This window comes from Spartinivicinus poritis, assembly GCF_028858535.1.
GTDB classification, from domain to species: Bacteria; Pseudomonadota; Gammaproteobacteria; order Pseudomonadales; family Zooshikellaceae; genus Spartinivicinus; species Spartinivicinus poritis.
Genome location: NZ_JAPMOU010000020.1, coordinates 68,573 through 88,315 on the forward strand (window position 1 = coordinate 68,573; position 19,743 = coordinate 88,315).

General features: G+C 42.2%; 17 protein-coding genes and 1 tRNA gene. 10 read left to right on the forward strand and 8 right to left on the reverse strand.

Features of this window, described 5'->3' with window-relative positions; translation table 11 throughout:
• Window positions 1–2 precede the first annotated feature (2 nt).
• Window positions 3–1,274: an adenylate/guanylate cyclase domain-containing protein gene (locus tag ORQ98_RS15845; protein ID WP_274689780.1), complete on the reverse strand. Its 1,272-nt coding sequence runs from the start codon at window positions 1,272–1,274 to the stop codon at window positions 3–5.
• A 256-nt stretch (window positions 1,275–1,530) separates the two neighbouring features.
• Between ORQ98_RS15845 and ORQ98_RS15850 the strand changes: the two genes are divergently transcribed.
• Window positions 1,531–2,904, forward strand: a complete 1,374-nt coding sequence (locus tag ORQ98_RS15850) for an adenylate/guanylate cyclase domain-containing protein (RefSeq protein ID WP_274689781.1) — start codon at window positions 1,531–1,533, stop codon at window positions 2,902–2,904.
• 266 nt (window positions 2,905–3,170) lie between these two features.
• Here the strand turns inward: ORQ98_RS15850 and ORQ98_RS15855 are convergent, their stop codons facing one another.
• Together ORQ98_RS15855 and ORQ98_RS15860 are read right to left on the reverse strand one after the other, a co-directional pair.
• The gene (locus ORQ98_RS15855) at window positions 3,171–3,842 is read right to left on the reverse strand and encodes an HD domain-containing protein (protein WP_274689782.1); all 672 of its coding nucleotides are present in this window, start codon (window positions 3,840–3,842) and stop codon (window positions 3,171–3,173) included.
• A gap of 57 nt (window positions 3,843–3,899) precedes the next feature.
• A complete protein-coding gene (locus tag ORQ98_RS15860; protein ID WP_274689783.1) occupies window positions 3,900–4,361 on the reverse strand; it encodes a cyclic nucleotide-binding domain-containing protein in 462 nt (153 codons plus the stop codon).
• A 551-nt stretch (window positions 4,362–4,912) separates the two neighbouring features.
• Between ORQ98_RS15860 and eat the strand changes: the two genes are divergently transcribed.
• The 7 genes from eat (at window position 4,913) to ORQ98_RS15895 (ending at window position 14,615) form a co-directional block, all read left to right on the forward strand.
• Window positions 4,913–6,349, forward strand: a complete 1,437-nt coding sequence (eat, locus tag ORQ98_RS15865) for an ethanolamine permease (protein WP_274689784.1) — start codon at window positions 4,913–4,915, stop codon at window positions 6,347–6,349.
• A 152-nt stretch (window positions 6,350–6,501) separates the two neighbouring features.
• Window positions 6,502–7,884, forward strand: coding sequence for a glutamine synthetase family protein (locus ORQ98_RS15870; protein ID WP_274689785.1), 1,383 nt, complete (start codon window positions 6,502–6,504; stop codon window positions 7,882–7,884).
• Between the two features lie 16 nt (window positions 7,885–7,900).
• Entirely contained in the window at window positions 7,901–9,328 is a 1,428-nt protein-coding gene (locus ORQ98_RS15875; RefSeq protein ID WP_274689786.1) for an aldehyde dehydrogenase family protein, read from the forward strand.
• Window positions 9,328–10,524 (forward strand): iron-containing alcohol dehydrogenase, encoded by a 1,197-nt coding sequence (locus tag ORQ98_RS15880; protein ID WP_274689787.1) that lies wholly within the window; start codon window positions 9,328–9,330, stop codon window positions 10,522–10,524. Before ORQ98_RS15875 ends, ORQ98_RS15880 begins: the two co-directional genes overlap by 1 nt.
• 4 nt (window positions 10,525–10,528) lie before the next feature.
• A complete protein-coding gene (locus tag ORQ98_RS15885) occupies window positions 10,529–11,242 on the forward strand; it encodes a glutamine amidotransferase-related protein (RefSeq protein ID WP_274689788.1) in 714 nt (237 codons plus the stop codon).
• Between the two features lie 15 nt (window positions 11,243–11,257).
• On the forward strand, window positions 11,258–13,936 hold the full coding sequence (gene pepN, locus ORQ98_RS15890; protein ID WP_274689789.1) for an aminopeptidase N: 2,679 nt from the start codon (window positions 11,258–11,260) through the stop codon (window positions 13,934–13,936).
• A 331-nt stretch (window positions 13,937–14,267) separates the two neighbouring features.
• Window positions 14,268–14,615 carry a TfoX/Sxy family protein gene (locus tag ORQ98_RS15895; protein WP_274689790.1) on the forward strand — a complete coding sequence of 116 codons (348 nt, stop codon included), beginning with the start codon at window positions 14,268–14,270 and terminating at the stop codon, window positions 14,613–14,615.
• A gap of 169 nt (window positions 14,616–14,784) precedes the next feature.
• Here ORQ98_RS15895 and ORQ98_RS15900 read toward each other — a convergent pair.
• A tRNA-Leu gene (locus ORQ98_RS15900) sits at window positions 14,785–14,872 on the reverse strand.
• A 279-nt stretch (window positions 14,873–15,151) separates the two neighbouring features.
• Between ORQ98_RS15900 and ORQ98_RS15905 the strand changes: the two genes are divergently transcribed.
• Window positions 15,152–15,964 carry a DODA-type extradiol aromatic ring-opening family dioxygenase gene (locus ORQ98_RS15905; RefSeq protein WP_274689791.1) on the forward strand — a complete coding sequence of 271 codons (813 nt, stop codon included), beginning with the start codon at window positions 15,152–15,154 and terminating at the stop codon, window positions 15,962–15,964.
• Window positions 15,965–16,040: 76 nt separating this feature from the next.
• Here ORQ98_RS15905 and ORQ98_RS15910 read toward each other — a convergent pair whose 3' ends face one another.
• The gene (locus ORQ98_RS15910) at window positions 16,041–16,406 is read right to left on the reverse strand and encodes a hypothetical protein (RefSeq protein ID WP_274689792.1); all 366 of its coding nucleotides are present in this window, start codon (window positions 16,404–16,406) and stop codon (window positions 16,041–16,043) included.
• Between the two features lie 14 nt (window positions 16,407–16,420).
• On the reverse strand, window positions 16,421–16,552 hold the full coding sequence (locus ORQ98_RS15915) for a hypothetical protein (RefSeq protein WP_274689793.1): 132 nt from the start codon (window positions 16,550–16,552) through the stop codon (window positions 16,421–16,423).
• A gap of 217 nt (window positions 16,553–16,769) precedes the next feature.
• On the opposite strand from ORQ98_RS15915, the gene ORQ98_RS15920 reads away from it, so the two are divergent.
• Window positions 16,770–17,657: a peptidoglycan-binding domain-containing protein gene (locus ORQ98_RS15920; protein ID WP_274689794.1), complete on the forward strand. Its 888-nt coding sequence runs from the start codon at window positions 16,770–16,772 to the stop codon at window positions 17,655–17,657.
• A gap of 15 nt (window positions 17,658–17,672) precedes the next feature.
• Here the strand turns inward: ORQ98_RS15920 and ORQ98_RS15925 are convergent, their stop codons facing one another.
• Together ORQ98_RS15925 and ORQ98_RS15930 are read right to left on the reverse strand one after the other, a co-directional pair.
• Window positions 17,673–18,539: a substrate-binding periplasmic protein gene (locus ORQ98_RS15925; RefSeq protein ID WP_274689795.1), complete on the reverse strand. Its 867-nt coding sequence runs from the start codon at window positions 18,537–18,539 to the stop codon at window positions 17,673–17,675.
• 107 nt (window positions 18,540–18,646) lie between these two features.
• Entirely contained in the window at window positions 18,647–19,720 is a 1,074-nt protein-coding gene (locus tag ORQ98_RS15930) for a hypothetical protein (protein WP_274689796.1), read from the reverse strand.
• Window positions 19,721–19,743 lie beyond the last annotated feature (23 nt).

Sequence of the window (19,743 nt, forward strand, 5' to 3'; positions counted from 1 at the left end):
GACTATAAAGCAACTTCTAAATGATTGATAGTAAAATCTGCCGTGCTTTGCTCTAACCGATAGACGGCCAGAGGTTCTGCAACACCTTTTACCGGATACTTGCCAACAAAGTGCACAGGATGATTAATTAAGCTGGCAAATTCATCAGACATTAATAGATTGGTGCCTACCATTTGGGTTAGCTCTTCAATACGGGCAGTACGATTAACAGCAGGTCCCATTACGGTAAAGTCTAGCCGTGAAGATGAGCCCACATTCCCATAGATGACTTCTCCTTGGTGTAGCCCAACCCCAAACTCAATAATAGGCTGGCCTTTTTTTACCAGTTCTGCATTGAGGGTTTGAATTTGCTCATAAGCTAAGATGGCAGCGTCTAGAGCTGCTTCGCAAGCAGCATTAATCGTGCTGGCAGTTTCTTTAGTAAATAAAATCAACATCGCATCGCCAATAAATCGAAGTACTTCACCACCGCGATGAGTTACTGCGTTGGTAATAATCTCAAAATAAGCATTTATTAGCTCCAACATATGCTCATTTTCTAGTGACTCGGTTAGGGCGGTAAAATTACGCAAATCACTGTACCAAAGGGCTGCTTCAATGATTTCGCTATCACCTCGCTTGATGCTGCCTTTTAATATTTTTTGGCCGGTTTTAGGGCCAACATAAGTGTTTAATAATGAGCGGATAATATCGCGAGTGGTATATACCTCAAGAATAGGGGTTAAATAGTCCAGCAGCAGTGACAGTTTTTGTATATCCTGGTCGGTAAAGCCGCTAGGGTGATCTGTGGCAATAGTAAAGGTATTAATATAGCCATCGGTAAACTCTAGTGGGAAGACGATATAATCACTCACCTGGGTGGCAGCGAGCTCCTGCAACACAATATGGGCATCGCTGATATCAATTTCAGACAGCTTATAACGTACCATTTGATTGGTTTGGCGGACTTTTTCAATGGGGCTGCCTCGGTATGAGTTAGTGACTTCAATACCATGTTCTGGGGTAAACACATCAATTTGTTCACGGCCGCGCCACCAGGTAAACGCTTTGCCCGTAATTTCTGGATGAATGGTATGTAAAGTGAAGCGAATGCGAATGATAGGTAACCCTGCTGCCAATAACTGATTAGACAATGCTCTTAGCAGCTTACAACGATCATTTAATTTGCGGCCATCAGTAATTAGCCAAACTAGCAGTGAGGCCAGTGGCCAACCCTCAGTATTACCCAATAAGGACTGAGTGGACTGAAGCTGCTGATGGTTTGTTGAGTTCACTATTGTACTGTCGTTACTTAAATCACTCTATCTCTAACAGTGTAGACGAGTGTTGCACCCTTTGAGGGGATTACTGAGGTAGTACCAGGAGAAGTTAATGATTGCTTATCTTGTGATATAAGGTGGCGGGCCAAGAGCAGCCTGTATTAACAATGCCTATGGAATGATCGAGCTGTTCTATAGTTTATAAGCAAGTCAGGCTTACTATCCAACTATATGCATACACGACAAGTATTATAAATTAAGGCTGCACTTTATGGTGTGGGAAAAATTTACCACATGGCTTTCCTTTAGACATTTAGCTTCGCCAATCAGCAAACTGCCTGATCGCTTTCAGCAGGCGGTGCAACGTCAGCAAACCATTGGTGAGCAATTAATTGCCGGAATAGAATTTGTTATTGTGGTGCTTTTCTGGTTACTGTATTCGCTGTCACCCAAAACTTTTAGCAAAAATACTGACGATTTGGCCAGTCCCTTTTGGAGTCTTGAGGGATTGGTACAAGTGATTCAGGCAGAGCCTGTACCTTGGGCATTATCTGCTTATTTAGGATTTACGATTAGCCGGTTATGGTTGGTTTATTATCGGCCCAAGAATAACTGGCATGCTTATTTATCGATCATAATGGATTTTGCACTGCTATATGCTTTAATCTGGTGCTTTCATATTCAATACCAACAACCCCCTTCTTTTTATTTAAAAGCACCCACTTTGCTGTATGTATTTATTTTTATTGCGATTCGTAGCTTGCGATTTGAGGCACGTTTTGTCCTGCTGGCTGGGTTAGTTGCAGTGATTGGCTGGTTGATGATGGTGGCTTATGTGGTATTTAGTCAGCCAGACATGCCTATGATTACACGAGATTATGTAGCGTATTTAACCTCAAATTCGGTCTTATTAGGGGCTGAATTTGATAAAATGATCACCATGGTTTTTGTCACTTTAATTTTGGCTTTGGCAATCACCCGGGCTCGTTTTTTGTTAATTGAAGCAGTGGTAGAGTCACAAGCAGTAGAAGATTTGGCCCGGTTTGTGCCAACCTCTGTGGCGAAAAATATAACCCTGGCTGAGCAGCGGGTAGCCGCTGGCTTTGGAGAAGTGAGGGAAGCCACCATGCTGTTTACCGATATTGCTGGGTTTACCAGTTTGAGTGAAGAATTATCACCAGAAACCCTGATTCAAGTATTAAATCATTATTTTAGTGTGGTAGCAGAGCCGATAGAGGCGTTCGGCGGCACAATTAATCAGTTTCAAGGGGATGCGATTTTAGCCACGTTTAATTTGCCAACCGCTGATGATGATCATGCCAGGCATGCGATTGAAGCGGCCTTGGCGATTCAGCAAACCCTGGCGAAGGAGCAAATTGAGTTAACGACCCGAATTGGCATTAATACTGGTCTGGTTGTTGGCGGGTTGGTTGGAACTAAAGACCGGCTGACCTATACGGTACATGGTGATGCAGTTAATTTGGCCTCGCGCTTAGAAACATTAAATAAACAATACAACACATTAATTCTGTTGTCGGAACGTACTAGAGCATTAGCGAAAGGCGCCTTTGATTTTCGGTTGGTGGGGGAGGTGCAGGTGAGAGGTCGCACCCAACCCACCTCAATCTATACTCTGCGTGAATGACTTTTATGGTTTGTTGTCATCGCAATTCATCCTAATCGTTTATTAGCACATAAACTCATAGGGGTAAGTCTGCTACCGTAAGATTTACGACAGCAACTTTAATTTATATAAAAGTGCTGGCTGGAACTCATTGCTCGACGGCCCAGCTAGCACTTTTTATTTCCGTTAGTGCTGCTATCGCTAGCTTCACAGTAGTAAGCTAGCCCCCTAAAAGCCCTTCACTTTGAGTAATACCCTTCGTGAATGATGTTTATGCTTTGGCCTTGTTATTTATTGCAGCTATGAAAACCTTGTTGGTTCAGCTGCTTGATTAAGCGCTGTAGGTTGTCCTGAGCTTGGTCGCCGAAACGTTGCTGAAAAAAATCGGTGAAGAAAAACTGTTTTCGTTCTAGCAACGATTCTAAAAAAGCCAGTTGTTTAGGATAAAACTCGTTATCACATAAATGACTACACTCGGCGCGTACGTTAGTACTGTCACGCAAAAATTCCTGCCAGGGTAGGGCCATACTGGATAAATCAATATCGGCTAAATATTGGCCATCTAGGGTAGTGGGGGTGTGTTTGTGAGTGGTGTCTAGGATAAGGCTGTATACTAGGTCAGCAAATTCTGGATTTAATTTTTCAGCGGCATAGTCTTTAAAAAACTGTGCGCTTTGAATTTCATTGTCACAAGCGCCTCGTTCATAGATCACATCATGAAACCAAATTGCCATTTCCACGGCATCGGGTGCTGTTAACAACTCACTGACAAGATCCAATTGTTCCAGACAAAATTTGATATGATCTGTCGAGTGATAATAACGTTCATCTGAGTTGTAGTAAGAATAAATGCGATGAAAAACTTCACCTGCGTCGTGGTCGTTACTACCAGCAACAGTTCTATTCCATAACTGACAAAACCGCCGTTGCATCATAGGGTCTAAATACCGTCTTAGCATCTATTTTTATTTTAGTGTAGTTTCTTATGCCACTCATTCGGGTATTTGAAGAAAACGCTACACTTGTAACTGCTCATGCAGTTGCTCATACTGCCGTTGGGCTTCGGCAATTTTAGCACTAAGTTGATGCATCACATCAAGAGCAACACTAGGGTTTTCTGAAAGGAGTGTGAGGAAAACATCAGCATTGATTTTCAATACGTGCACATCTCCTTTCGCACGAATGGTTGCCGAGCGGGGAGATTTCATAATGACGGCCATTTCACCAATCAATGCATTGCGTCCACGAGTGGCAGCGACTACGTCGCCAGCTGAGGTATGGGCAACAACCTCAACTTCACCACTCATGATGACATAGGTACTGTCAGGTGGATCATTTTGCTCAAACAGCAGCTCTTGGTCTTTATAACAAAGTGCTTCACTGGTAAAAGCCAACAGCCGTAACTTCGATGGTTCCATTTTAGAAAACATGGGAACCTGACTTAACTGTTCAACTTCTTCTTTAATATCCAAAGTCATGCCTCTTTTAGCAAGGGATTACCCCTGAGAATAACAAAGTTCACTGCTAACGGGTAATCTACTTAATACACTTTAGTTATACATCATTCAACCATATTGAGTGAACAGTTATATAATGCTGTTATAGCCTTCCCTTTATCTAGCTCTTTTTATTAATAATAGCGTTTATTCCGGCATAAATATTGACGTGAATTATTAATAACTCTCATACCCCGGTTTTAAAGATATATACAGCACCCGTCTTTCGGTGATATGGTAGCACTATTATGCCTGTTTAATGAGACTATGACTGCTTAATGAGATTTAATAAGCGATAGTTAAATGTTGGCTTATTATTGCACAGGTTGGTGGTTATTTATCAACTGAAAAGCTGCTCAGCAAGCCGTTTCTATAGCCAAAAGTATAAAATAAAAAATAATAAAACCCTTAGCCAATGATTTGTCAGGCTGAACTGTTCTATTGAATTGTTCTATTGGCAAGCGTTCAAAAGCCCTCTTAGCTTATAGGGGCAATACGAGGTTTTAGGTCTAATAATAAAAACAAGGAATGTTATGACGGAAAGCAACACGTCTTCAGTAATTAGTTATGAAACAGTTTCTACTGAGTATTTTTCAAAACGTCAGCTAAAACAAGGGGCTGCTGGTTGGGTGTTGCTTGCCAGCCTGGGTGTATCTTATGTGATATCCGGTGATTTTTCTGGGTGGAATTTTGGTTTGGCCCAAGCGGGTTTTGGTGGCATGTTGATCGCGACGGTGATAATGGCTGTCATGTATTGCTGTTTAGTTTTTTCATTAGCTGAATTATCCGCAGCTATCCCTACAGCGGGAGGAGGCTATGGCTTTGCCAGACGTGCGATGGGGCCATGGGGTGGTTTTATTACTGGCAGTGCAATTTTATTGGAATATGCCATTGCTCCAGCGGCGATAGCCGTTTTTATTGGTCATTACATGAATGCATTGCTTGGGATAAATGGACCATGGGTTTATCTGGCATTTTATAGTGTATTTATTGGCATTCACCTGGTGGGGGTAGGGGAAGCACTTAAACTGATGTTTGTGATCACTGCCTTAGCATTGTTAGCCATTCTAGTATTTGTGTTAGGGATGTTACCCCATTTTCAATGGGCTAATTTACTGGATATTCCCATTAATCCCGATGCGTTGGGTGCCAGTGCCTGGTTGCCTAATGGTTGGATAGGGATTTGGGGTGCCTTGCCTTTTGCTATGTGGCTGTTCTTAGCTGTAGAAGGGGTGCCGCTGGCAGCAGAAGAAGCACAACAGCCAACGAAAGATATGCCCAAAGGCATTATTTGGGCGATGATGGTTTTATTATTATTAGCAGGTTTGGTGTTGTTTTTAGCGCCAGGCGGCGCAGGTGCTGCATTGATACAAGCCCATGGTGCTCCACTGGTAGGCGCATTGGAAGCGGTTTATGGTAAAGGCTCAAGCGCTGCAATATTTGTCAATATCGTGGGGTTGGCAGGGTTAATTGCAAGCTTTTTCTCGATTATTTTTGCGTACTCCCGGCAAGTGTTTGCTTTGTCCCGAGCCGGTTACTTACCTCGATTTTTATCATTAACCAGTCAACGTAAAGTCCCTGCAGTAGCATTGATTGTACCTGGTGTATTGGGGTTTGGGCTGTCACTGACAGGGGAGGGCGACTTACTGATTACCATGGCCGTTTTTGGCGCTACAATTTCCTATGCCATGATGATGCTTTCTCATATTTTGTTGAGAAAAAATGCGCCTGAGTTACCTCGCCCTTACTATACACCAGGGGGAGTGTATACCTCAGTCGTTGCTCTGCTATTAGCTATTGTTGCGCTAATTAGTACATTTGTGGTTAATTTAGCGGCTGCTGCCTGGTCAGCATTATTTTTCATGGTGCTATTGGCTTATTTTTCCTTGTATAGTCGTCACCATTTAGTGGCTCAGGCGCCAGAAGAAGAGTTAGCAGCTATTACCCAGGCAGAAGCTGAATTAATCTAAGGGCACATCTAAAATTACTATTTTTAAAAGTATTCTAAAGTAAAAATAATTTCGAATAGATAAATATAATCAAAGTGAATGGCTTTTAGGGGGCTAGCTTACTTCTCATCATTCACGAAGAGTATACAGGTTGTATTGAATAAGGAAGTTACATGACAGACTCAATAACTGCACGACAAGTGACTACCCAACAGGAGTTGGCGCAGCTGATTCAACAGCGACAGTTGTCTCATATTAAGGTGGGCTTGTTTGATTTGGATGGGGTGATGCTTGGCAAATACATGAGCCGGGATAAACTACTCAAGTCAGTTGATGCAGGCTTTTCATTTTGTGACGTGATCTTAGGCTGGGATATAAAAGATCAACTATATGACAACGTTTCTTTCACTGGGTGGCATACGGGTTATCCAGATGCCCCTGTTGAATTACTACCCAACACCTGCCGTGAGCTTCCGTTAGAAGACAATATGCTGCTGATTTTAGGTCAGCTGACAGGTAATGCAGAAGCTTTATGTCCTCGTGGACTATTGCGTAAAGTACTGCAAGCGGCTGATGATATGGGTTATCAGGTTAATGCTGCCTTTGAGTATGAGTTTTTTCTATTTGATGAAACCCCTGATAGTGCTCGTGAAAAAGGATTTCGTCAATTAAAACCGGTGACACCTGATTATTTCGGCTATTCAGTTCTACGAAATAGTGCTCATGCTGAGTGGTATCATGAAATTTTAGCCTTAGCAGAAGTCATGGATTTTCCTATTGAAGGGCTACATACTGAAACTGGCCCTGGCGTGTTGGAAGCGGCACTAGCCGTGGATAACGCGTTAAATGCAGCGGATAAAGCGGCGCTATTTAAAACCTTTATTAAAGTGTGGGCACAAAAAAATCAGCGAATGGCTACTTTTATGGCGAAGTGGTCTAACGAATACCCTGGTCAAAGTGGTCATATACATCTTTCTCTGGTCAATAAAAACACGGGACGTCCCGTGTTTTATGCAGCAGATCAGCAGCATACCATGAGTGCAGTACAACGGTATTTTATTGGTGGTTTACAACAGCAGTTGCCAGAATTTTTACCTTTGTTGGCGCCTACTATTAATAGTTATCGGCGGTTGATACCTGGCTTTTGGGCTCCGACTCATGCGACCTGGGGTGTAGAAAATCGTACGACGGCGATTAGGGTGATATCAGGTACGGAGCAAAGCCAGCGGTTGGAAATTCGCTTAGGTGCTGCCGATGCAAACCCTCATTTAGCGCTTGCAGCAACTATCGCGGCAGGGTTACAGGGTATTCGCTCGTCAATTGAGCCTTCACCAGCAATTGTTGGCAATGCTTATGATAAAGCCATTCCTGAAGAACAAGCATTGCCTGCAACCTTATGGGATGCTGCACAACGGCTTCGGCAATCCAGTATTGCCCGTGACTGCTTTGGTAGTGCTTTTGTTGAGCACTTTGCTGCATCCCGAGAGTGGGAAGAGCGAGAGTTTCGCAAGCATATTACCGACTGGGAGCTGGAACGGTATTTTGAAATTATTTAACAAGTGAGGAAAGTGGATGTCCACCAGTGCAGCATTTCAAACAATTTCTCCCATTAATAATCAGGTATGGTTAGAAAGGCCCTACGCCAATAATAAGCAAATAGCCGCTACCTTGGAAAAAGCAACGAAAGCTCAACAATTGTGGTGTAAGCTGCCACTGAATGAACGTATTGCTTATTGCCAACAAGCAATGGATTATTGTCTCAGTCAACAGCAGGCTATTGGACGGGATATTTGTTGGCAAATGGGGCGTCCGTTATTACAAGCTGAGCGTGAAGTGGCTGTGATGGTAGAGCGAGCCAGCTATATGCTGGAGGTGGCTGAGTTGGCTCTGGCACCTGCTCAACTACCTGCAACAGCAGGCTTTAATAATCGATTAGTGCGTGAGCCACTGGGGCTAGTGATGGTGATTGCTCCCTGGAATTACCCATTATTAACTGCTATTAACTCCATTATTCCTGCCTTGGTGGCAGGTAATGGGGTGATTTTAAAGCACTCTTCGCAAACGCCGCGTTGTGCTGAGTGGTTAGCAGAAGCATTTAAACAGGCCCAGCTACCCGAGGGGGTATTTCAATATTTACATCTGGATCATCATACAGCAGGTGAGTTATTAACAGCTAACGAAGTCAATCATGTGGTATTAACAGGGTCAGTATCAGCAGGCAAACAGGTTGAACACCAATTGGCAGGGCACTTTAAAACCCTCGGTTTAGAGTTGGGGGGTAAAGATGCCGCCTATATCCGCCCTGATGCTGACCTTACAGCCAGTGTGGCCAGTATTGTTGATGGGGCTTTTTATAACAGTGGTCAATCGTGTTGTGGAGTCGAGCGGTTATATATCCATCAGGAGGTGTACGACCAGTGTTTACCGATGATTATTGATACGGTCAAACAATATCGGCTCGGTCACCCAGAACTTCAGCAAACGACCCTTGGGCCAATGGTAAGCGCAAGCGCTGCCAGCCAGGTGCAAGTACAAATTCAACAAGCAATTGCGCAAGGAGCTGAAGCCCAGCTTGATTCTCAGCTGTTTGTTAATGAAGATTTAGGTCAACTGCCGCTCAGGATTAATACGGCAAATAGCGCCTATTTAGCGCCTCAAGTATTAACGGGGGTCAATCATCAAATGGCCGTAATGATGGAAGAAACTTTCGGCCCACTATTGCCAGTAATGAAAGTGAATGATGACCAGCAGGCGATTGCATTAATTAATGATTCTGATTATGGCTTAACAGCGGCTATTTATAGTCAAGACAATGAAACAACCCAAAATATTGCCAGCCAGCTAGCGGTGGGGACAGTCTTTTTAAATCGCTGTGATTATTTAGACCCTGCATTGGCATGGACAGGAGTAAAAGCCTCTGGTAAAGGTTATTGCCTATCTGCTTGGGGCTATGAAACAGTGACACGACCAAAGTCGTATCACTTTAAGGAGCAGGCATAATGGAGCATATTTCAGTTATCGAACAAATGCCTTGCCATTGGCATTTTCCTACGGCCATTTTATTAGGCATCGGTGAACGACAACAGCTACCTGCGCTTTGTTTGCAAAATGGTATTCAGTCACCCCTGGTCGTGATTGATCCTATATTGGCCCAGCTACCTATTTTTACTGCATTAATTGGAAAAATAGCCCGTGGTGGCCTGAAGCTGACGGTGTTTACCAAAATAAGTGGCAATCCAACTGGTCAGCAGGTTATGGCGGGAGTAACGCAATTTCGATATCACCAGCATGACGGCGTAATCGCCATTGGTGGAGGGAGTGCGCTGGATGCAGGAAAAGCGATTGCCTTAATGGCTGGGCAAACACAATCACTCTGGGATTTTGAAGATATCGGTGATAACTGGAAACAAGCTGATGCAGAAAAAATTGTGCCTGTGGTTGCCGTGCCCACCACAGCAGGCACAGGGTCAGAGGTTGGTAGAGCGGCAGTCATTACTGATGAAAAAGTCCAGTTAAAAAAAATTATTTTTCACCCGAAAATGCTGCCTTGTCAGGTGTTATTAGACCCAGAATTAACCTTGTGTTTACCTGCTAATTTAACCGCTGCTACTGGTATGGATGCATTAGCCCATAATTTAGAAGCATTTTGTGCGCTGGGCTATCACCCCATGGCTGCCGGCATTGCCGTTGAGGCGACCCGGTTGATTCGTCATTATTTACCCAGGGTCTATGAAAATAGTGATGATATTGAAGCAAGAACCCATATGTTAGTAGCCTCTTGTATGGGAGCAACTGCATTTCAGCGAGGGCTAGGTGCTATGCATGCATTAGCACACCCCATGGGAGCTAGATATAATGCCCACCATGGTTTATTAAATGCAATACTGATGCCGTATGTGTTAGTAGCCAATCGTACTAAAATCGCCTGTCGTATTGAGCAGCTAGCTAAATATATCAATTTACCGCAAGTGGATTTTGCTGGTTTTATTGAGTGGATTCTCAGTTTACGCGATCGACTGGGGATTCCCCATACGTTGGATGCAGTTGGCGTGACAATAAATGATGTGGATGAGCTAGCAGAATTAGCATTTAAAGACCCTTCTGCAGCCACTAACCCCATTTTATTTTCAGTTGAGGACTATGCGACACTTTGTGCCAATGCCGTTACTGGCACATTGAAATTTTCTGGGCGGTGATAATGTGAAGTTAGGTTTACTTCAGTGCGATCATGTTGTAACAGAATTACAGTCTGCCCATGGCGACTACCCTGAGCAATTTAAAGCGGTGTTTGAGCGAGCGGGGGTGAATGTAGAATGGCAGTACTTTGATGCCACACAAGGAATACTACCTGATCATATTGATTGCTGTGATGCCTATATAACCACAGGTAGCCGTTTTGGTGCTTATGAAGCAATACCTTGGTTGACTGCATTACAGGATTTTTTACGGCAACTGTATCAAGCAGATAAACCTTTTGTAGGGATTTGTTTTGGTCATCAGTTAATGGCTCAGGTATTAGGGGGTAAGGTTGAAAAGTCAGCAAAAGGCTGGGGTATTGGGGTTTCTTTTAATCAAATCAAACAGCCGAAAAGTTGGATGCAGCCTTTTAAACCCAAAGTTGATTTATTGGTGAGTCATCAAGATCAAGTGGTCGAACTACCGGCTGAAATAGAAGTATTAGGCGGCAGCCAGTTTTGTCCTAATTACATTATTCAGCGAGGTAAATGGCTGGGTATTCAAGGACATCCCGAATTTACTAAAGCCTATAGTCAAGACCTGATTAAGCTACGGAGTGAAAAATATTCTCCAGAACGGGTGCGTGAAGCAGAATATTCAATGGCAGCATCGGTGGATAGTGAACGGGTTATTCAGTGGATAGCTGCATTTATTCAGGAATCTTTACAAAATCCATAAAAAAGGAAAACAAGAATGGATAACACCTCTCAATTGAGGCCATGGAGTCAACTGTTAATGACTGGGCTAGCTGTCAGCTTAGTCTCTGGCTGTGTAACGCAGCAGACGGAACAAGCTAACCAAAAGCGTCAATGGACCAGGGCCGCTGAAGCTAATCTTACCCATGAATATGCTAAACAGCGTTATCAACAAGTAAAAGATGTGTCGTATCAACTTGCTTTATCATTATCAAAAAATAAACCCGATTATACCGGTGAAGTGAAAGTTGATTTTACCTGGCAACCTGGTAAACAACCCCTGACCCTGGATTTTGTAGGAGGGCAGGTCAACAATATGCAGATTAATGGCAAGCCGGTTAAAGCAGAATACAACAATTGGTTTATTAAATTACCTGCTAATCAGTTAAAACCTGGTCGTAATCAGGTGAGTATCCAATATAGTCACCCTTACAGCAAAGATGGTGCTGGGTTACACCGCTTTATTGACCCGAAGGATGGTAAGGCATATTTACATACTCAACTGCAGCCTTATGATGGCAATAAGTTATTTCCCCAGTTTGATCAGCCAAACTTAAAGGCCACTTATCAACTAACGGTTGATGCACCTGTTGAATGGCAGGTTGTGACGGCGGAGCGGGAGTCAGCCATTGAGCGGTTATCCTCGGCGCAACAGCGCTGGCATTTTCCTCGATCAGCTCGATTTAGTACTTATATTATTTCTCTGCATGCCGGCCCCTATCAAATTTGGGAGGATAACAGTGAAACGCCACCGTTGCGGTTAATGGCTAGACCATCAATGGCTAACTACGTGGATGCTGAAGAATGGTTTAAATTAACCCGTCATGGCATGGAATTTTTCCAGGATTATTTTGGATTGGATTATCCTTATGCTAAATACGACCAGTTAATTGTGCCGGAGTTTAATGCTGGCGGCATGGAGAATGTGGCGGCAGTCACTTACTCTGAGCGCTATTTAACCCGGGGGAAGGTGACTCGAGAGTTACGCCAGCGTCGTGCGAATGTGATTTTACACGAATTGGCCCATATGTGGTTCGGCGATTCAGTGACAGCTGATTGGTGGAATGGCTTATGGCTAAATGAAAGCTTTGCGACTTATATGGCCCATTTAGCGATGAGTGAGTATCCAGAATATCAGGATAGCTGGTTACGGTTTTATTCACGGATAAAATTATGGGCATATGAAGAAGATGAGTTAGTTACTACTCATCCTATTGAAGTAAAAGTCGTCGATACCAATAATGCTTTTACCCATTTTGATGGTATTACTTATGGAAAGGGGGCAGCGGTATTAAAACAATTAGCCCATTACTTAGGACCTGATAATTTCCAGCAAGGGGTACATAACTATTTAAAACAGTATGCGGGTCGAAATACTCAACTTGAAGACTTTTTTAATAGTTTGGCTGCTGCCTCAAATCAGAACTTAACTCCTTGGGTAAGGCAGTGGTTACGTACTGCTGGGGTAAACACGATTAGCGCTCGTTATCAGTGTAACAATAACAAAATCAGTGAGTTTGATATTGTTCAGCAAGCCTCAAATAAATACCCTGTTTATCGTACGCAACGGGTACTAGTTGGACTGTATTATGATAAAGGCAAACAATTAAAGTCGGCTAAACAGATTCCTGTGACTTATTTAGGTGAGGTAACACCTGTTCCTGCTGTGGTAGGACGCCCTTGTCCAGATTTTACTTTTGTTAATGTTGAGGACTGGGGATACAGTAAAGTAGCACTAGATGCTCGCTCAGAGAATTACATCAAACGGCACTTGTCAAGGATTAGTGATCCTTTGTTACGTTCGATGGTGTGGCAAAGTCAATGGGATCAAGTAATGGCGGCTAAATTGTCATTAACAGATTACTTACCCTGGGCATTAAGGCAGCTACCCTTAGAAAGCAATGAAATGATTGTACGGCAAGTGGTGGCTAATTTGCAGGAAAGCTATGACTATTTAGCTGTGTTGCATGAAAAAGAGCTGGCTATTTTTGGCCCTCAACTGGAAAATCTTGCTTGGCAACAGCTTACTAAAGCAAGGCCAGGGTCTGACTGGCAGGCGCTTTGGTTTGAGGCCTTTATTCACTTTACCCATACACCTGCCGGTCTAGCGAAAGTAGAAGATATTTTAGCCTTAAAACGGCGAATAGCAGGGTTAGCTATTGATCAAGATTTACGCTGGCAGTTGGTGGTGAAGTTGAATGAATATGCTATTCCCAGTGCTGCACAATGGATTAATCAAGAGTTAAGTCGAGATGCCTCTGATCGTGCGGAGCGTCAGGCATTATTGGCAAAAGCCATTCAACCACAGGCAAAAACTAAGCAATACTGGTTGGAACAATTGTGGGGAAACAGTAACTTAACCCTGCAAGAACAACGCTCGTTAGTTGAAGGGTTATTTCCTACCAGTCAGTTTACCTTATCTGCTGATTATGCAGACCAAATTGTTGGGCAACTTAATCTGTTGAAGGAAAAAGACAGCCGGTTTAAATCAACGTACTCTCGATTATTGCCAAAACTGTGTCAGCCAGAAAATGTTGCGCGGTTACGGAGTGCGTTATCTAATCTTGAGTTTAGCAGCCCTGTCGTACAGAAGCGTTTAAAAGTTGCTATCCAACAGGAAGAGCGTTGTATTGCTATTAGTCAGCGTATCAAGGAGAAGAACAGACAACAGTTGTAGGAGAGGCTGTCACGAAGCTGCTTTCGCTCTTTATGGAGGGGGGCGCGAAAGAGTATTGGTGAAAAAATATGAAGTAACAGGGTATTCTTCCACCGCTCTACAAGGCCATCCATGGCCTTTAGAGCTTTAGCTGTTCCCGACAGCTGCTCCAGAACACCCCATTACTCCATATTTACCAGCTTTTGCGACAATCAAACGGAGGAGTCAACTTTCACGACAATCCAGTAGGGGAGATGTTAGCAAGCTAACGCTTGTAACAATTGCTTGAGGTTTAATCACTATCGGTTATGTAATATACTACATTACACGCCTGACTTAACCGAGAATTTAAATGACTGCTACTTCTGTCACTTCAACCAACGAGTTTATTCAAACTGTACAACAGTTGCTCAAGCCTTTGGGGGATATTGGAGGAAAGCAGATATTTGGTGGGTATGGTTTACAGGTTGCAGCTAAACAGTTTGCTATTATTAGGGGAACAACGATCTATTTCCGGGTAGATGATATCACGCGTCAGAAGTACCTGGATAAAGGTATGCAACCGTTTTCTTATGCTTCAACCAAAGGAATTATCAAAGTCAAACAGTATTATGAGGCACCAGAAGAGTTGATCAAATACCCTACACTATTGGTCAAATGGGCCAAAGAAGCGGTAGATATTGTTGTAAATAAAACCTGACTTGGGTAAGCCGATTATTTTAATGTTAAAGCCTTATAAAGCGTTATTTCTGGACTTAAGTGGTGTGCTTTATGACGAGATGATGTAATCAGTGATAAGGTTTAAACGAAAAAAAGCCAGTGTTTGACACTGGCTTTTTGCTACTTGGATGTCTTCTACATCGACTATTTGGTGCCCGGGGCCGGAGTCGAACCGGCACGGATTATTAATCCGAGGGATTTTAAGTCCCTTGCGTCTACCAATTTCGCCACCCGGGCTGCTAACAGCGACTTACTTGCTGTCGAAAGTGAGGCCCATTATACATAGCTTTTCTTGTAGTGCAATAGTTAGCAGTTATAGTTTTTGAAGCTGGGTTTCAGTAAACACTTGTTGTAGTCTAAAATTTAGTCGCTTTATTTGGGGGGCGAAGCTTGTTCATCGACTTGTCTGTGTCATTGATAAATAGCTGAGAAATTATTTAAAAAAGGAAAATGCTTTGAATAAATATAATAGCGGCTACAATTAATATGACTATGAGGTAGTATTTGGAGGTTGCGTTGAAAAGTAGATCAAACTTGCCACTAAGTTCTGTACTCTTCATTTCTCATGGTGGAGGCCCTTTACCACTATTAAAGGATAAAGGACATCAGGAGCTAGTGAAAAACCTTAGTCATATCTCCTCTATTATCGAAAAACCATTGGCTATTCTAGTGATTAGTGCGCATTGGGAAGAAGCTAATCCTATAGTTACCAGTGGTGAATCTCCCTCATTAATATACGACTATTATGGGTTTCCTGAAGAATCTTATCATATCCAATATCCAGCCTCTGGGAATCCTCCCTTGGCACAAAAAATAGCTAGTTTATTAAAAAATAATGGTATTGAGGCAAAGCTTGATAACGATAGAGGATTTGATCATGGTTTATTCATCCCTCTTAAAATAATGTACCCTGAGGCTGATATCCCTTGTATCCAGCTATCTCTTGTGAATTCACTAGATCCAAAAAAACATATTCAAATTGGTAAAGCTCTGGCTGAACTAAGGCGTGATAATGTGCTGATTATTGGTTCTGGCTTTTCATTCCATAATCTTAAAGCTTTCTTTGGCAAATTTTCAGATGAAGAGCAGGAAAAAAATGCAGCATTTGAAAATTGGCTGATAGAAACTTGTGTTAGCCAGGATCTTACAGAAGATCAGCGAGAGAAACGATTGATTGAGTGGCACTCTGCACCTGCAGCGTCCTATTGTCATCCTAGAGAAGAGCACTTATTACCACTACATGTTTGCTATGGTTTAGCACAATCAGCTGTAAAACAGGTTTTTACTTTCAATATATCCAAGATAAAAACAAGCTGTTACCTTTGGTGATATGCCGATTTTTGTAAAATCGGCTCAATAGCTCGCTGCCATTTTAAGGCTGTTGATTTGATCCATTGGTGACTTATTAATATGATCGCATCCAATAAGAGAAAATACGAAAAGTCATCAATATTAATAAAGCGGAAGTGCTGAGAAAAAGTAAACCGATAACCCAATACCAGGTGCGTTTCAGCTTATATTTAATTTTTTTGAAGAACCCCAGTTTCTCCTTAGTTGCTTCTGGTACTGCACAAAATGTAGCAATAAAACAATGGGTGCTAATAGCCCAGAGTAGGCCGGCTAGACTTGGAATAAGCAAGAAATCAGTTTCATGAGACCGGGATGTCAAAAAAATATAAGTGGCGGATAGAAAGCAAATGCCCCCTATTACTACTGATGGAAAACGAAGAAACTGGGTGGCTTGAGCGGCACGCTTTAATTTATCAATCATAATGCTATGGTGGCTTACTGTTTATAAGCCAAGCACTTTACCCTGAGTGAGGCAACCAAACAAGCAAAACCCTTATTTTCTTTGCATTCATTTGCTAGTAAGTCATTCTGCTGATCAACGGTGGGGGCTTCGCTTACATGATTCATGGCAGCTACTTTAGCAGCGCTAAAAAAATAGCTTGGTAACCAGCGTCATGCATCAATTCACTGTTTAGGGGAGGGATCTATAATCATTAACAACTAATCATGTAAATTGGTGGATTAGTTATGAGTGCTAATTGGGCGATGTTTTCACTGCTTGTGTTTTGTCTTAGATAAACTTATTAAAGTATAAAAGCCGTTGATAGCGAAGGGAATAATACTGATGATAAAAAATGGTTGCCAGGGAGAGGATGTGAAAAGTATTCAGGAAATCCTTAAAAAACTTGGTTATAAACCAGGTCCTTTAGACGGGGTTTTTGGTGAGAAAACCGAAAATGCCGTTATACAATTTCAAGAAAGCTATTGTCTATATGCTGATGGGGTTGTAGGGCAGAATACCTGGACTGCGTTACATAGTGCTTTAGCTGTTAGTATGGATGAGCAAGTGCATCCACTTACCTCTCATGATAAGCAAGGGAAGTTACTGGATTGGGTGAGGGTGCCCGCAGATCAATACAGAGATGGTTATGATCGCTTTTTCCTGAGAGAGGATGCTGCCGCAGCCTATATGAAAATACGAGAGCATGTGATTAAAGCCGGTGGCAAACTCACCAGTTCCGGCGCGAGGCGTGCATTAAATGCTCATGTAGGCGCATCTCGTAGTGCAACTTCGTTTCACTATATTGGTAGAGCACTGGACTTGTTTGTTGGCAGTGGTATGGAAAATAGAGCAAAAGATCCCTTTATTGTGACGCCTGACGAAGGCAGGTATTGGCGAGTGTTTGCCAGAGCAGAAGGTGGAACAGAAATGGAGTTAAATGCCGTTACTTATGGCTCTCGAAACCATGGTAAATCCATAACAGGTAAGTTCATCGATATTACTGAACTGTTTGAAAAAGAGGGTTTTAAGCGTATTCGCGCCCGTCGTTCATTTCTTAAAGGGGGAAGTTGGTTAGGTGCAGAATGGTGGCATTTTCAGTATGAAAAAGGGTTAGAAAAAGGTATTTCTACCTTTGGGGACGAATTGTTAAAAGTTTATACTGAGAGGCAGTTACAAGGTTCACCCCCTTGGCAGTACAGAAATAGAATATTTAACCTTGATTGGTTTTAGAGCTGCCTTTAATCATTAATTAACTTTATGCCATAACACTTGATTGTCTAAAGGGGTTTCAGACGGCAAGAGTGGGTTAATAAAGTTAAAAATAATTCTGTTTTCCATTTTAGCTGATTTGAAAACCTCTGCATGGGCTGGGTGATTATAGAAAAGCTTGTCAAAACTGCCATCTTTAATCGCTATCCAGAGTCCTCTTTCTAACCTATCGGCAAGAGCAGTATTTGCCTTATTAACAAAAAAATAAAAAGGGGCAGGATAAACCAGCATGAGTGTTTGGTTGACTATAAAACGTTCTTGGTGGTGAGAGGCGACTTCTCCCCAAATTTCAGTTACGCCACGGGGAAAATAGTCAAATCGACCATGCTTTAACATGGCAAATAGTCCTTCATAATCAGGACTGGTGACAGTGGGGATGCCGTTTGCCTTGAGAATGGTGGTATCTGGCCAATCGTGACCTTGACCAGCGCGGTATTGTTTTAATGCCTTTAGGCTTTTGATTGATTCAAATTTGGCTTTATCTGCTTCTTTTATAATAAAAATACGATGACCAAGTAATCCTTTTAGTAGGGGGATGCGAATAGGTAGCAGCAGCTCTTCTCGTCGACGAGATGTCATAGTCCATAACACATTGATAAACTTGTTTTCTTGAAGACTGGCAATTGCTCTGTCCTGACTTAAAGGTGATTCGGCCATTTTTACTGTGAAGTCCCCATCCGTCGCTTTGGTTTTGTTAAGGACTAAATTTAATAGTTCGATATAATATAAATCTCTATTATCGGTATCACTGTACTTCGAAACATGAGTAACGGTAAGATCACAGCTTGCTAAGCGACTAGCCAAGGTAAAATAAAATAAAGCTGTGATTATGAGTACTTTCATTGTTCGTTGTTACCTTGCTGCTATTTAGCAATTAAGTATATATCCTTCGCGAATGTGAATTAAAAGTAAATACTGTATAGTTTAAGAGTAAACTAGGGGAATAAAAATTAACCTGTTTTTTCCAGGTTTGTCTTGTTATCCTGGTTATTGACTGGCTTGGGTGGTTGCTCAGGTAATTCGAACTGGTCAAAATCAGGGTTGATTAACTCTTGCTGAATGCGTCGAAATTCATTCATTAATTCTTCAGGTAACTGGTTTTGCGAGGATAGCTTATGCTGAAGGTTAGTTAATTTCGATGAGATTTGCATCCGCTCGGTTAATAACTGTTCATTGACTCGACTTTTCGTAACCGTTTCTTGCATTTCACTGGTTTCTTTCGAATCGCTTTGAATGATTGACTCAACTGCACCGGCAAGGCGGTAAAGGATTCGATATACCACAGACGCTGAAAAACCACCTAATAAGGCTAATACGGGTTTACCCAGTCCATGCAACGTTGCGGTCATTTTTCCTTCATTTTCGCTAAATGTTTCGATAGGAATAAGAGAAGCCAAAATGATCCCTGACAAAAGCCCTAAGACAAATCTAACCCAATAAGAAGAGCCGTAGACTTCATCAAACGTTCTATTTTTAATGTAATAATTGGCTTTAAATAAGCCGGCAAATGATGCACCTATAGCAGCAGCACTGAGCAAAAATAATTCGTTAATCAAAAGTGAGATGCCAGAGTTGTCTAATAAACTAAAGTTGCTTGGCATGCCATTGACATAAGAAGATAAACTCAAGGTAATAAAGCTAATGAGTGCAACTAAAGCAACTATCATCATTTGCCGAATTAATGGTACTGGGCCAAGAAATTTCAGCCATATACATCGTTGTGCTTCTCTTTCAAGTAGTAAAATAGTTCTGGGTTTTGCTGGCGCAATGATGTCAGTTAATTGATTGTGGATAATAGATAACTCGTGAGCATGGTTTTGGAGGGAATCAAAACTATTGGATTGATTGTCTTCCAGTTGATGAAGGTTGATGGATTGATTCGTCAGCTTTAAGTATTTTAACTCATAGTTTTCTAATGAAGAGACTAAATTTGCTGGTACTTTTAACCCCGATGCAAAAGCATGTTGTACCATTGCTTTGCACTCGATAAGAATACCGTGTTGTAGTGTTGTGTCGATTGGCATGGCGCTTTTCCCTAAGCTGCCGC